This window comes from Acinetobacter lwoffii, from assembly GCF_052078135.1.
In the GTDB taxonomy this organism is placed as follows: Bacteria; Pseudomonadota; Gammaproteobacteria; order Pseudomonadales; family Moraxellaceae; genus Acinetobacter; species Acinetobacter lwoffii_Z.
Genome location: NZ_JBQGUZ010000018.1, coordinates 14,246 through 28,892, shown reverse-complemented (window position 1 = coordinate 28,892; position 14,647 = coordinate 14,246). Strand labels below are relative to the sequence as shown.

Here is a 14,647-nt window from a genome sequence, read left to right as displayed (position 1 = left end):
TGGATGATATCGGTTAAAGCTTATGGGTGTCCGGTTCAATACCTAAACGACGATATTGCTTGAATTTTTCACGACCCAGCTGTTTAGCCGTTTCATGGTTTTCAATGATCTCAATAATGTGACTAAATTTTGCGTAAGGTTCAAGTGCTTCCGGATTAAAATTGAAAATAATCCAGTCGGACTGTTCCGGCAGTGTTGCCGAAATACAGACCGTCGCCTGAGGCTGGTCAATACCATGCGGAATAAAACTCGCGGGATCAAAACTCCACAGGCGTTCATCCAGCTGCTGTTGCAAATCTGTATCGGCACACAATAACCAGATTCGCGCCGGCTGGCGCAGAATCTTACGGCATAAACGACAAGTGCTGTCCACTTGTCGTTCAGGGCTTTTTTCAAATAAATAAAAGCTGACTTTAGCCATTGCTTTGAACGCGACTCGTCAGGAATTGCATCAATAATGGAACTGGACGGCCGGTTGCACCTTTATTGGTACCTGAGTTCCATGCCGTACCTGCAACATCCAGATGTGCCCAGCGATATTCACGGGTAAAACGTTGCAGGAAGCAGGCTGCAGTCACAGAACCAGCTTTTGGACCACCGATATTGCCAATGTCGGCAAATGGTGAATCCAGTTGTTCCTGATAGTCTTCCAGTACCGGCATACGCCATACCCGGTCAAAGGAATGCTGGCCGGCAGCTTCTAGTTCTGCTGCCAGTTTATCATCTGGCGTGAACAGACCCGTTAGTACTGAACCCAAAGCGACCACACAGGCACCGGTTAAGGTCGCAATATCAATCACCAAAGCAGGATTAAAACGTTTTACATAGGTCAAGGTATCACATAGGACCAAACGACCTTCGGCATCGGTATTCAGGATTTCAACCGTCTGACCGCTCATGGTCGTTACGATATCACCAGGACGGGTGGCTTTACCTGAAGGCATGTTTTCTGCTGCAGCGATGGTTCCCACCACATGTAGAGGTAAGCGGGCTTCGCACAATGCACGCATTGTACCGAGTACAGAAGCTGCACCGCACATGTCGTATTTCATCTCGTCCATGCCTGCGCCTGGTTTAAGGGAAATACCGCCGGTATCAAACGTAATGCCTTTACCCACCAAGACTACCGGTGCTTCGCTACGCTCTGACTGATATTCCATGCTGATAATCCGACCAGGACGCTCTGAACCTTTACTTACCGCAAGGAAGGCGCCCATGCCTAAATCTGCCATTTGCTGTTCATCCAGCACTGTGACTTTAAGTAGGTCTGGATATTCAGCCGCCAAAGCCACCGCCTGTTCTGCAAGATATTCAGGGAAACAGATATTGCCCGGACGGTTGCCCAGGTCACGTGCCAGATTTTGTCCGCTTTGCACTGCTTGTACCAGTTGCAACTGTTCGGTAGTTAAGACGCTATGAGTGGCAATCAGGTCGATCTGCTCGAGCACAAATTCATTCTTCTTGGATTTATATTCATCATAACCATAGCTGGCCTGAGTCAGGAAGAGCGCAAACAGATAATGGAATTCTTGTGGAAGTTGTGTCAGATCTACAGAAATCTGTTTGAATTTTTTTTGAGTGACTTGAATAATAGTTTGCGCGATTTTTGCAAGTTTTGCCGGTTGCAGTTCAGCGACCTTGCCTAAACCAATTAGTGCTGCATGGCTGGACTGGCTCACCTGACCAATCAGGCTCAGGCTTTCCGCCAACGCTGCCTTGAATTGAGAGGCTTCAATTAATGTGTCTAAATTATTGATTTGATAGGTTGCGGTTGTATTCTGAAGTTGTTCTGAGTCAACTAAAATCAACAAAGATTGACTTGATCCATTCTCTGGGAATGACGTATTAATTGTAAGTTTCATATTCTGTTTTCACGCCTGTCTAGATGGGTAAATCATTCAGTCATTGAAACATTTATCCGAATAGATTTTCAATGGGCAGGGCGGCCTAGGTTTTATATTTTTGCTATTCGGGTAAACTAGCACTCGTTTTATGGACCTTATTTTGGAAGAATTAATTTGATTATTCGGCGTTATCTGGTCAAGCAAGTTGTCTCGACATCCTTGGTGGTGATTGCCTTATTGACCTTGATCATGATGGGCGGTCGACTGATCAAGTATTTTGGTGTCGCGGCGCAAGGCCGTCTGGATGCAGGCATTTTATTTAGCATTATTGGCTACCGTTTGCCTGAATTCTTGACCCTGATTCTTCCGCTCGGTTTCTTTATTGGACTGATGCTGGTGTTTGGCCGTTTATATGTCGACCATGAAATGGCCGTGATGAATGGCAGTGGCGTCAGTCGGCATCAATTGGCGCGTCTACTGGTGCCGATGACCCTGGTGTTTTTGATTGCTCAGGCCGGATTGATGCTGTGGGCTGCGCCGTGGGGCATTCGCCAGTTTGAAGCCCTGACCACCAGTCAGGCGGTACGTACCGGCTTTGACCTGGTGCGACCGAAAGAATTTATCTCCTCTGGGCCCTATACCATTTATGCCGGTGACCTGTCAGAAGACCGTAAAAATTTAAAAGATATTTTCTTTTATCAGCGTGCGGAAAAAGAAGGCAAACCGGATGTGATGATTCTGGCGCAGGAAGCCACCCGAATTGAGGTACCGAATGATGCTGCCAATGTGGTGGATCTGGTCCAAGGTCGCCGTTATGAGATCTATCCGGGCACACCGCAATATACCCAAGCTGAATTTGAAAGCTATCGTCTGCGCTTAGAAAGCGATGAAGAAGCGCAATTTGCCAGTACTGAAGTTGAAGCCTTACCGACCTCGCAATTGTGGCAGAACCGTCAGGATCCTGTGGTGGCCAGTGAGCTGGGCTGGCGGGTGTTTGTTCCTTTTGCGATTCTGATTGCCCTGATTCTGGCTGTGGCCTTGTCTGAAGTGAGTCCACGACAGGGTCGATATCTCAAGTTATTTCCTGCCCTCATGATTTTTGCCAGTCTGATTGTGGCCCTGATGGCAGTGAAGACCCGGATCAGTAAAGAAGAAATGGGCATTTGGGCCTATCCATTGATTCTGATTGCCTATGCAATTGCGGGTGCCTTGTTCTCGCGTAAACAGAAATTAGGCCCGAAAATCAAGAAACAGATTCAGCGAGTGAGGTCTTAACAATGTTGGCACGTCGTATAGTTGCAAAACATGTGACCCAAACCACTGCGCTGGCGATGCTGGGTGCAACCGCGGTATTGGCGGGTTTACAGGTATTATTTACTTATCTGGGTGAGCTTGGTTCGCTCAAAGATGGTTATGGTGCCTGGGATGCCTTGAAATATGTGCTTTGGGGCGCACCAAATTATTTATATGAAATCCTGCCGATTTCTGCACTGATTGGTGCAGTTTTAGGTCTTGGTACATTAGCCTCGAATAGCGAGCTGATTGTGATGCGTTCGGTCGGCGTGAGCTTATGGCGCATTGTCGGCTGGGTCATCCGTTCGGCACTGTTGTTGGTGGTGTTGTCATTTGCCCTGAGCGAGTGGGTCATTCCTTATACCAATGAACAGGCCAAAAGCGTCAAGAGTGCCAGTAAAGCCGCTCAGCTCGGTGAAGTGCGTGGTTACTGGACTCGGGAAGGGCAGCGCTTTATTTATATCGATTATGCTAACTCGCAAGGCCAGCTGAAAAATGTGCAGATGCTGGACTTTGACCAGAACTATCGTTTGCGCGGTACCTTGCAGGCAGATCAGGGGCAATTCGTTAAAGATGGTTCCTGGACACTGGACAATACAGAGCAGTTCGATATTTTACAAAATGGCAATGCCACGTTGGTTAAGCAACAACAGCAACCTTTAGCGCTGGCATTGCAGCCCAAATATGTACATATGGTGACGATTGATCCTGAAGATTTATCGCCGAGTCAACTAGTGAGCTTTATGAGCTATATGCATGAATACAGCCAGGTACCGAAAACCTATCAGCTGGCCTTCTGGCAAAAACTTGGTTCGCCTTTTGCCCTGATTGCACTAGTAGTGATTGCCTGTTCATTTATCTTCGGGCCGTTGCGTCAGCAATCCATGGGTTTCCGTCTGGTGATTGCCTTATTTGCCGGACTAGGTTTCTTCTATCTGCAGGATTTCCTCGGCTATGCCAGTCTGATTTATGCACCATCTCCGGCCTGGTTCGTGTTTATTCCGATTCTGATCATGTTCGGCATCGGCGGATACTTGCTGCATCGGGCGCGCTAAGGCACAGGAAAATAGAACAAATCAATCATCATGAGAGGCTTAAACCATATACGGGTCATGGCCTCTTTTTATAAACTTCGCTAAAATAGAGCGATTAATTCGTAGACGAACAGAGTATTTCATTATGACGGATGCAACTGCTGGCAAAATCCCTCACGTTTTGGTGATTATGGATGGTGTGGGTCATCGCGAAGCGGTCGAAGACAATGCGTTTTTAGCAGCTAAACGACCAAATTTAACTGCGATACAGGACAAGCATCCGCATGGTTTGATCTCGGGTTCAGGTGAAGATGTCGGCCTGCCGGATGGCCAGATGGGTAACTCTGAAGTTGGACATATGAACCTCGGTGCAGGTCGTGTGCTGTATCAGGACTTTACCCGAATTACCAAAGACATTCGTACTGGCGACTTCTTTGAACATGAAGTGCTGGTCGATGCGATTGAGAAAGCCAAAGCCTCAGGTGGTGCCGTACATTTGCTTGGCCTGTTGTCTGAAGGTGGTGTGCACTCGCATGAAGATCATATCGTGGCGATGGCAAAGCTGGCACTGAAACGTGGTGCGCAAGTCTATTTACATGCATTCTTAGATGGTCGTGATACGCCGCCGAAAAGCGCACAGCCTTCTTTAGAAAAACTTGATGCCTTATTTGCGCAATATCCAGGTCAAGGTCGTATTGCGACCATGATTGGCCGTTATTTTGCCATGGATCGTGACAACCGTTGGGATCGTGTTGAACAGGCCTATCGCTTGCTGGCTGAAGGTGAAGCGGTTCGTACCGCAGCAACAGCCGTAGAAGGCCTGGAACAGGCTTATGCAGCTGATGAGTCGGATGAGTTTGTCAAAGCTACGCGTATTGGTGAGCTGGCCAAAATTCAGGATGGCGACAGCGTCGTATTCATGAACTTCCGTGCTGACCGTGCCCGTGAATTGACTCGCGCATTTGTGGAAAAAGATTTTGCCGGTTTTGAACGTAAAGTGGTTCCAAACCTGGCGAAATTTGTCATGTTGACTCGCTATCAGGCAACCATTGATGCACCTGTGGCGTATATGCCTGAAGCATTGGTCAACTCGATTGGCGAATACCTCTCTAACCTGGGTAAAACACAGCTGCGCATTGCGGAAACAGAAAAGTATGCGCATGTGACTTTCTTCTTCAGCGGCGGCCGTGAAGATGAATACCCAGGTGAAAAACGTATCCTGATTCCATCGCCAAACGTAGCCACTTATGACCTTAAACCGGAAATGAGTGCTTATGAAGTGACTGATGAGCTGGTGGCTGCGATCAATTCAGGTGAATTTGACCTGCTGGTGGTGAACTTTGCCAATGGTGATATGGTCGGTCATACGGGTGTATTCGATGCTGCGGTGAAAGCTGTTGAAGCGGTTGATACCTGTTTGGGCCGGGTTTATGAAGCGGTAATGGCGCAAAAAGGTCATATGATTGTGACTGCCGATCATGGTAACGTAGAGCAGATGCAGGACTATCACAGTGGTCAGGTACATACTCAGCATACCACTGAATTGGTTCCGTTTATTTATGTCGGCCCAACTCAGGCCACGATTGCAGAAGGCGGTGTATTGGCAGATGTAGCACCGACTTTATTAAGTCTGATGCAAGTTCCGGTACCTGCTGAAATGCAAGGTCGTAACCTGATTCAGCTTGATGCATAATTTTCGATAAAATTCTAAAAAGGTCAAAGAATGGCAAGAACACGCTGGAAGTCTGTTGTAATACCATGCTTACTGATGTGTTTGAGTCATTCAGCTTGGGGTGCGGGTTCAAATGAGCCGGCATTCGATGATATGGAAATGGATGGGCAGGTCTATTCCGAAATTCCTGTGGCATCCATTCAAGAATTCGTACAAATTTATGGCATCGTAAAAGATAATTATATCCAAGATAAAAATGACGATGCCTTGTTTCAACAGGCCATTCAGGGTCTGGTCAGTGGCTTAGATCGCTATTCCCGTTATTTGTCGCCTGAAGATTATAAGCAACTGCGTGAATATACCGAAGGTGATCTGGCCAGCATTGATTTTGATCTGCAATTTGACCCGCGGTTGAAGCAATGGGTGGTTCAGGGCCTGAATGCCGATGCAGATTCAGCCAAGCAGGGACTACGAAATGGCGTCACGGTTTATAAAATTGACGATCAGGTCTTAAGTAGCCTGAATCAGGAACAAGTCCGGCAGTTATTGAGCGGAGCAGTTGGCTCTACGCTCACGATCCAGCTTTCCCCACAAAGTCCGGCTGTTCGTCTGGTCCGCAATACCAAACTGGATACTGAAATTAAATCGAGCCTGCACAATAATCAGGTTCTGGTTTTACAGGTCAAGGTTTTTCAGCAAGATACTGCCAATGAAATCAAACGTCTAATCGAAAGCTATGCCGACAAGCGCTTAAAAGCCGTGCTATTTGATTTACGCAATAATCCCGGTGGCTTACTCTCGGCTGCAGTTGAATCTGCCGATTTATTTTTGAATCAGGGCGTGATTGTGTCGACCAAAAGCCGCGCTGAAGGTAATCAGCAATTTCAGGCCTTGCCGAGTTTTGAGTTTCAGAATCTGAAAGTTGGGGTATTGATTAATAACCGCTCGGCTTCTGCAGCAGAAGTGTTTACAGCAGCCCTGAAAGAACATAACCGTGCCTGGGTCGTAGGCGAAAAAAGCTATGGCAAAGGCGTAGTACAGAAACTCTTTCCTTTAAGCAACGGTTCGGCTCTACAGATGACAGTATCGCAATACTTTAGCCCGAGTGGCCAGATGATTGAAGGGCGGGGCGTACAGCCGCATTTCAACTATCCGTTTAAGCAGGAAATGCGTGAGGAGAGTTATCTGGAACATGTCACAGACTTGCTGCTCCTGCAAAAATAATTATTCGTCTTCTTCGGTATCCAGTCCGAACTTTTTCAAACGATAGCGCAGGGAACGGAATGACATGCCGAGTTTTTTGGCGGCCAGTGTCCGGTTCCAATGGGTCAGATTCAGCGCATTCAGTAAAATTTCTTTCTCGACCTTTTCCAAATATAGTTCTAGACCCTCTTCAGGCAGCTTTTTAGGTGCAATCAGGGTTTCGGTCGCAATGATCTCGCTCGTGAGCGTATTTATCTCCTGAGGGCTGTTAAGCGCATGACGTAGCGGTGCACTCTGCAAATGCTGAAGATCAATCCGCTCTTCATCACTTAAAGTAATTGCGCGTTCCATAATATTACGCAATTCACGTACATTACCTGGATAATATTGTCCCAATAAGAACTCTTTGCTACGTTCGGTCAGTTTTTTATTGGGAATGCCCCATTCCTGGCAAATCTTCTGAATAAAGTGTTCGGCCAATAACAGAATATCCTGGCCTCGTTCACGTAATGGCGGTAAAGTCAGATCCATTACATGAATACGGAAATATAAATCCTGACGGAATTTGCCTTGTTGCACCAAGGCTTCCAGATCCTGATGCGTGGCACTGATCACACGGAAATCCACATCAATTTCGGTATCCGAACCGAGTGGACGAATACGTTTTTCCTGTACGGCACGTAACAATTTGACCTGCATAGAAAGCGGTAATTCTGCAATTTCATCCAGAAACAGACTGCCACCATGGGCAGATTGAATCAGTCCCTGTTTGTCCTGAGCAGCGCCGGTAAAGCTGCCTTTCTTATGCCCAAACAGTTCGCTTTCCATCAACTCAGTCGGAATGGCGCCACAGTTAATCGCAATAAAAGGACCTTCATTGCGGTTACTCAGGCGATGGACCAGATTGGCCACGACTTCCTTGCCTGTGCCAGACTCACCAGTGATAAAAACTGGTGCCTGGGATCGGGCAATTTTTTGTAAAGTAATACGTAATTGCTGAATCGGCAGGGATTGTCCAATCAGCATTTTATGTTCGAGTGCTTCATTCGGATTATTATGCGAATAATCCACCGGTTTATTCAGGGCTTTTTGTAAGAGCTGTTCCAGATGTTTCTGATTAATCGGTTTACTAACAAAGTCAAAGGCCCCGGCTTTGAGCGCGGCAATGGCAATTTCCATGTTGCCATAGGCGGTCAGAACTGCGACCGGAAGTGCCGGATAGAGGTTGCCAATCCAGTCAAGAAGCTCCAAACCATTGCCATCGGGAAGGTTTAGGTCGGTCAGACAGGCATCATATTGATGATTGGCAAGGCATTTTTTAGCGTCTTCCAGACGATGGGCAATGTGCGTGCGAATTCCCATGCGCAGCAATGATATTTGCATGAGGGTACATAAATCTTCCTCATCATCTACCAAGAGCACCAGTGGTTGTTGTTCCCCATTCATCTTCCTTGACCCCTTTAAAACGTAATACGTTGACAGCTGATGCGAAAGCATGCGCCCTGTTCTTGTTGTATATAGTTTAATTGTGCCTGATTTGCTTCGCAAAAACTATGTGATAAATACAATCCTAATCCGGTACCACTAATCGAGGTGCTAAAAAAGGGTTTGAACAATAGAACTTGATCATGTACGGCTACGCCAGAGCCAAAATCCCGTACATCAATCCAGACCCGATGTTCATAGGGATGCACATTCAGCTGAATATAGGCTGCATCGGCTGAATTGTGACGAATCGCATTACGAATCAGATTAATCAGGATTTGCCGGAACTGTGCTTCATCAAACTGAATCACCAGCGGGATATCAATATTAAATTGAATCTGATCGCGAATATCGGCCAGATCTTCCTGGATAAATAACGGGATAAATTCATTGAGATGAATCGGCACCGGATGGGTTTCTTTATTTTTGACCATATTCAGCGTGTCCTGAATAATCCGGTCAATCCGGGTCGCCTGTCGACCAATCATCTGCTGGAGTAGCTGTTGCTGTTCAGTTTCTGAGTCCAGATACAAATCATTGGCCTGTACAATGGCCGCCAAGGGATTACGAATTTCATGCGCAATACTGGCTGATAGCTGACCCAGTGCAGCAAGTTTAAGTTGCTGCACCTGCTGATTCAGTTTTTTGGCATCCTGTAACACCAGTAGCATTAGAGTCTGATGCGGCACAATCAGTTTTTGTACCTGCACATGAATATTATAGCGACTTTGCTGGGATTCAAATTGAAAGCGCTCACCATTTTCCAGTGTTTCAAAATGGATCAGTTCAAATAAATCTGGCTGTGACTGAGATAAGGTGAATTTCTCATGGCCGTATTTTGACTCAATTCCAAGAAGAGTACAGGCGGCGGGATTACTGAGTACCACATGGTAGTTTTCATCCAGAACCAGATAGCCGGTTTCAATCTGATCCAGAATATAGCGGTTGATATTCTGTAAGCGATGCAGTTCCAGCGATTGAGAAAAATTCAGATTTTCCAGAATCTGAAAACGGCGCACGGCAATTTGTCCAGTGCCATAGACCACAAAAAACAAAAAGGCCAGCAAGGCGCTATTACTGATATTGCTTAAGGAAGAGAAGGCAAAAATACTGCCGATAAAATGCTGATAAATAACACTAATAACTGCAATGAGGGTGACGACTAAGGCCTTTTTTGCATCTAATAATAAAGATGCAGAAAAGATGGTAATCACAAACAGCAGCCCGATTTGCAGATTAGGACCGTCGCTCGCCAAAGTCAGCAAACTTAAAACGCAGACATCGCTAAAGAAAATCATAATCAGCTGCGGCTGGATCAGTCGTCTGATCCATTTCAGCGCAAACAGCTGTATGGTATTGATCGCAACCCCGATTCCCAGCGCATAATAATATAGCTGCGGGTATTGATAATCGGTGGTGAGTTCAGGGTAGGTCAGCAGGAAAATCAACAGCAGGCCGGTACTGATCAACAGGCGATAAGCGCTATACCAGATACCAAGATGATATTGATTGAGCGCAGAATAACTGGATTTTTGTGCCATATGCACCGCGACTCGTTAAAAGCTAAGGTTTAATGAGTCCATAGCGCATGGCCAAATGAGTCAGTTTGACATCGCTATCGATATTCAGTTTTTCAAAAATACGGTAACGATAAGTATTCACGGTTTTAACACTCACAAAGAGCTTGTCGGCAATTTCCTGGGCGCTGATACAATTCACCACCATCATCGCGACTTGCATTTCACGTTCTGACAATGCATCAAAAGGGGATTGTTGTGTATCAGAAAGGTAAGAGCTGGCTAACTGTTCGGCAATGTCGGCACTGAAATATTTGCCGCCTTGCATGACTTTATTAATCGCACGGACCATTTCCGAAATCGGGGCCCCTTTGGTGATATAGCCTTTGGCACCGGCTTTCAATAGCAGGGACGGATAAGGTTCTTCTGCCAGACCGCTGACCGCTAGAACTTTGGTTTCTGGTGCACTCTGAAGTAGACGGCGCGTAGTTTCTACGCCGCCAATGCCTGGCATATTCACATCTAATAAAACCACATTAGGATGATGTTGACGAACTAGAGAGATCGCTTCTTCACCAGATTCAGCTTGTCCAATTACCTGAACCTCCGCATGGTCTTCTAGCATTCTGCAAATTCCAGTACGAACTAATTCATGGTCGTCCACAACTAAAACTGTGATCACCTACACTCTCCCTCTGTTAAAAAAATCATTTTTTTGTTACATAAAGCAAAATAAGCTTGCAATGAAAGTACAAAATTAGCAATCCTATTCGCAAGATTAAATCTGAAACTTATCACATAGTGTCAAGAACAAAAAATGTTCGGCATTGTGTTTAAATGTAAGGCATATTAGAGGTAATACGCAAATCAATCTTACCTCTGTTAGTTGAGTGAAGGAATAGTGAAGAAAATAAACAAGTCTTTAAGGCATCTACTCGGCCTGTCCGTGTTAATCAGCATGAGCACGACAAGTTTTGCTGAAATCATTATGAATTCTGGCACGGCAGAGGGCGGTTCCAGCATTAGTTGGTCTTCTGAAGAAGTTAACCAGTTAATGAGCGATGATTTTAATGCCTCTGCCAATGAGCCGTCGCCACCCGGTTCAGCCACAGTGACTACCACTTTGCGTCAGGCCGGCACAGCAGCGCCAACAGCAGCCAAACCTGCTTATACTGCGCCACAGATTATTGATACGAATCATTTTAGTAATCAACCTTCTGTCAATGCACGGGCTGCACTGGTCATGGATGCACAAACCGGTGAAGTGCTGTTTAGCAAAAATACCAATACTGCCTATCCGATTGCATCGATTACTAAGCTGATGACAGCGGTGGTGATTTCTGATGCACGTCTGAATATGTCGGAAAAAATCACCCTGCAACAGGCTGATTTTTCCTGTTCAGGTTGTAAAAGCTCAAGCTCGACGCTAAGAGCAGGAGACAGCATGAACCGTGCTGAAGCTTTATTATTTGCTCTGATGAAGTCCGAGAACCCGGCTGCTGCCGCTTTGGCACGAACCTATCCGGGTGGTCGATCAGCATTTATTGCCAAAATGAATGCCAAAGCCAAAGAGCTGGGTATGAATTCTACCCACTTCATGGAGTCGACAGGTTTGCATCCGGGCAACGTGGCATCAGCTCGTGACTTAGGGATTTTGGTGAATACTGCCTCTCAATACGGCCTGATTCGTCAGTTCTCGACCACGCCAAGCTATGACTTTAACTTGGGTTATCGTGTATTGAAATCTAATAATACCAATGCCTTGGTACGTAATGGCGGCTGGAATATCAATATTTCTAAAACCGGTTTTATTAATGAAGCAGGGCGCTGTGTGGTGATGCACACCACTCTGAATAACCGTCCTGTGGCAGTGGTACTTTTAGGTGCAAACAGCTCACAGGCGCGTACCAATGATGCGACCCGTTTAATGAGTTGGGTTAGCCAGCAACCTAAACGAATCTAATTGATTGGTTCATAAAAAAAAACCCTGCACTTGCAGGGTTTTTTTAATTCTGGCCGAAATTACATATTCGACAGAATAGAGTCTTTAACTTGAGTCATGGTCGCATCAATCGACAGCATCACAGCATCAGCACATTGCTTGATGGCAGTGTCTGGATCTTTCAGACCGTTACCCGTTACGGTACATACGATCACTGAACCTTCAGCAATTTTACCCGCTTTAATATCACGGATCGCACCGCCGACAGACGCAGCAGACGCAGGCTCTACGAATACACCTTCATACATAGAAAGCAGACGTTGAGCTTCAAGAATTTCCGCATCAGTCAGTTCATCAAACCAGCCGTTTGAATCACGAACAACCGCTTTAGCATGATTGAAGCTTTGCGGATTGCCGATACGAATCGCAGTTGCAACAGTTTCCGGGTTTTCTACTGGACCGCCACGAAGGAACGGTGCAGCACCAGAGGCTTGGTAACCTGCCATGATTGGCAAACCTGCCGGTTTAGGACCAGTGAAAGCATCAGTTTCAGCATCGTAAACGACTTGCTCAAATTCTTCTTTCGACTGGTTAGCCACCGCTTCGGTATAACCCATCCAGTGTGCAGTGATGTTACCCGCGTTACCTACAGGCAGGCAGTGATAATCCGGTGCACGACCTAAAGCTTCAACGATTTCATAAGCAATGGTTTTTTGACCTTGCAGGCGGTATGGGTTGATTGAGTTTACAATCGTTACCGGTGCCTGATCGGCAACTTCTTTAACCAGACGCATACCGTCATCGAAGTTACCGCGAATTTGCATGGTGATCGCACCATACATCATCGCTTGAGCCATTTTACCCATGGCAATTTTGCCTTCAGGGATGAGCACGAATGCTTTGATGCCAGCACGCGCAGCATATGCCGCCGCCGCCGCAGAGGTGTTACCAGTAGATGCGCAGATGATGGCTTTAGAGCCTTCTTCAACGGCTTTGGTCACCGCCATAGTCATACCGCGGTCTTTAAATGAACCAGTCGGGTTTAAGCCCTCGTACTTCACATAAATTTCAACATCTTTACCAATAATGCGTGGAATATTCTCAAGCTTGATCAGTGGAGTATTACCTTCACCCAAAGAGATCGCACGAGTAGTTGCAGACACTGGTAAACGGTCGCGATAGCGGTCAACTAAACCAGTATAACGATTGGCATTCGACATGATGATGTTCCAATTGTGTGTAGAGCTTGGCAAGGGGAATCCTCCCCTCAACCCGATTAATTATCAAGCGATTCTAAACGAATTCGTACAATTTCGCCATGAATGACGGGTAATGCTTGAATTTGTGAAAGCGCTGCATCCATTTTTGATTCGACGATAGGATCAGTCAGAATCACGATAGGAATAAGGTCTTTGGATAAACGTGGTTGCTGCATGATCGCATCAATACTGATGCCGGCACGACTGAGAATCGTGGTCACATCGGCAAGCACGCCCATCTGATCTTCGGCATTAATACGGATGTAATAGCCGGTGGTCATTTGTTCACGACTCAAGATCGGTAAATCACTGAGCGCTTCAAAAGCCAGTTGCGGAATGGTGCCTGCGCCGTCTTCTGTGTAAATAATGTCACGGACAATATCAACCACATCGGCAACAACCGCAGAAGCCGTTGGTCCCGCACCCGCGCCAGCACCATAGTACAGTGTTGGGCCAACCGCATTCGCTTGTACCAGAACCGCATTTTTCACGCCGTTAACATTGGCAATCAGCTGGTCATCTGGAATCAGGGTCGGGTGTACACGGAGTTCAATCCCGGCATCGGTACGGCGTGCAATACCCAGGTGTTTAATCCGGAAACCGAGGTCTTCGGCATATTTCACATCTTGTGCAGTGATTTTGCCAATGCCTTCAGTAAAGACTTTGTCAAACTGTAGTGGAATACCAAAGGCACATGAGGCCAGAATCGTTAGCTTGTGAGCTGCATCAATTCCTTCCACATCAAAGGTCGGATCGGCTTCGGCATAACCGAGTTCTTGAGCTTCTTTTAGCACATCTTCAAAAGCGCGGCCTTTTTCACGCATTTCACTAAGAATGAAGTTACCCGTGCCGTTAATAATACCGGCCAGCCATTCAATCTTGTTGGCTGCCAGACCTTCACGAATCACTTTAATAATCGGAATGCCACCAGCCACTGCGGCTTCATAGGCAATCTGTACGGCATTGTCTTCAGCCGCTTTAAACAGTTCGTTGCCGTGTTCAGCCAAGAGTGCTTTGTTGGCCGTTACAATATGTTTGCCATGTTTCATGGCTTCCATAATAATTTCAAAAGCAGGATGAATTCCGCCCATGACTTCCACCACGACGTCTACATCAGGTTGACGTACGATGTCCATCAAGTCGGCACTTTGTTTGACCGATTCTGGCAGATCCAGATCAGGACGTGGACGACGGGTGCCTACATGGGTAATTTCAATTTCACGACCGGTGCGACGTTTGATCTCAGCAGCATTTTCTTTTAATAGTTTCAAGGCACCCCCACCTACAGTACCAAGACCGAGGATTGCCAGACGAACTGGTTTCACGTCACACTCCAAATATAAACAGTTTTTTACAAGAGCCTAGATCATAGCTAAAAAACCCGCCTGACTCTAGGGT

The 14,647-nt window shown here is 46.4% G+C and carries 12 protein-coding genes; 5 read left to right on the top strand and 7 right to left on the bottom strand.

Annotated features, from left to right (window positions below):
- Positions 1–13: 13 nt before the first annotated feature.
- Both ACTL4S_RS11960 and ACTL4S_RS11955 read right to left on the bottom strand, forming a co-directional pair.
- On the bottom strand, positions 14–421 hold the full coding sequence (locus tag ACTL4S_RS11960; RefSeq protein ID WP_441299420.1) for a DNA polymerase III subunit chi: 408 nt from the start codon (positions 419–421) through the stop codon (positions 14–16).
- A complete protein-coding gene (locus ACTL4S_RS11955; protein WP_004281052.1) occupies positions 414–1,862 on the bottom strand; it encodes a leucyl aminopeptidase in 1,449 nt (482 codons plus the stop codon). The genes ACTL4S_RS11960 and ACTL4S_RS11955 overlap by 8 nt, the downstream gene beginning before the upstream one ends.
- Before the next feature lie 156 nt (positions 1,863–2,018).
- Here ACTL4S_RS11955 and lptF point away from each other — a divergent pair, with 156 nt between their 5' ends.
- The 4 genes from lptF to ACTL4S_RS11935 all read left to right on the top strand — a co-directional run bounded on the left by lptF (position 2,019) and on the right by ACTL4S_RS11935 (position 7,067).
- Positions 2,019–3,119, top strand: a complete 1,101-nt coding sequence (gene lptF, locus ACTL4S_RS11950; protein ID WP_005108446.1) for an LPS export ABC transporter permease LptF — start codon at positions 2,019–2,021, stop codon at positions 3,117–3,119.
- 2 nt (positions 3,120–3,121) lie between these two features.
- Positions 3,122–4,192: an LPS export ABC transporter permease LptG gene (gene lptG / locus ACTL4S_RS11945; RefSeq protein WP_004281054.1), complete on the top strand. Its 1,071-nt coding sequence runs from the start codon at positions 3,122–3,124 to the stop codon at positions 4,190–4,192.
- Between the two features lie 124 nt (positions 4,193–4,316).
- The gene (gpmI, locus tag ACTL4S_RS11940; protein WP_441299419.1) at positions 4,317–5,864 is read left to right on the top strand and encodes a 2,3-bisphosphoglycerate-independent phosphoglycerate mutase; all 1,548 of its coding nucleotides are present in this window, start codon (positions 4,317–4,319) and stop codon (positions 5,862–5,864) included.
- A gap of 30 nt (positions 5,865–5,894) precedes the next feature.
- Positions 5,895–7,067, top strand: coding sequence for a S41 family peptidase (locus ACTL4S_RS11935; protein WP_441299418.1), 1,173 nt, complete (start codon positions 5,895–5,897; stop codon positions 7,065–7,067).
- Here the strand turns inward: ACTL4S_RS11935 and ACTL4S_RS11930 are convergent, their stop codons facing one another.
- Genes ACTL4S_RS11930 through gacA form a run of 3 tightly spaced genes read right to left on the bottom strand, consistent with a single transcriptional unit; the run spans position 7,068 to position 10,730 of the window.
- The gene (locus tag ACTL4S_RS11930; protein ID WP_441299417.1) at positions 7,068–8,492 is read right to left on the bottom strand and encodes a sigma-54-dependent transcriptional regulator; all 1,425 of its coding nucleotides are present in this window, start codon (positions 8,490–8,492) and stop codon (positions 7,068–7,070) included.
- A gap of 14 nt (positions 8,493–8,506) precedes the next feature.
- A complete protein-coding gene (locus ACTL4S_RS11925) occupies positions 8,507–10,072 on the bottom strand; it encodes a sensor histidine kinase (protein ID WP_441299434.1) in 1,566 nt (521 codons plus the stop codon).
- A gap of 22 nt (positions 10,073–10,094) precedes the next feature.
- A complete protein-coding gene (gacA, locus tag ACTL4S_RS11920) occupies positions 10,095–10,730 on the bottom strand; it encodes a response regulator transcription factor GacA (protein ID WP_005108454.1) in 636 nt (211 codons plus the stop codon).
- Positions 10,731–10,949: 219 nt separating this feature from the next.
- Here gacA and ACTL4S_RS11915 point away from each other — a divergent pair, with 219 nt between their 5' ends.
- On the top strand, positions 10,950–12,011 hold the full coding sequence (locus ACTL4S_RS11915; RefSeq protein WP_180037293.1) for a serine hydrolase: 1,062 nt from the start codon (positions 10,950–10,952) through the stop codon (positions 12,009–12,011).
- A gap of 59 nt (positions 12,012–12,070) precedes the next feature.
- Here the strand turns inward: ACTL4S_RS11915 and thrC are convergent, their stop codons facing one another.
- Complete coding sequence (thrC, locus tag ACTL4S_RS11910; protein ID WP_005248423.1) at positions 12,071–13,210, bottom strand: threonine synthase; 1,140 nt, start codon at positions 13,208–13,210, stop codon at positions 12,071–12,073.
- A gap of 56 nt (positions 13,211–13,266) precedes the next feature.
- Positions 13,267–14,574, bottom strand: coding sequence for a homoserine dehydrogenase (locus ACTL4S_RS11905; RefSeq protein ID WP_180037291.1), 1,308 nt, complete (start codon positions 14,572–14,574; stop codon positions 13,267–13,269).
- Positions 14,575–14,647: the final 73 nt, after the last annotated feature.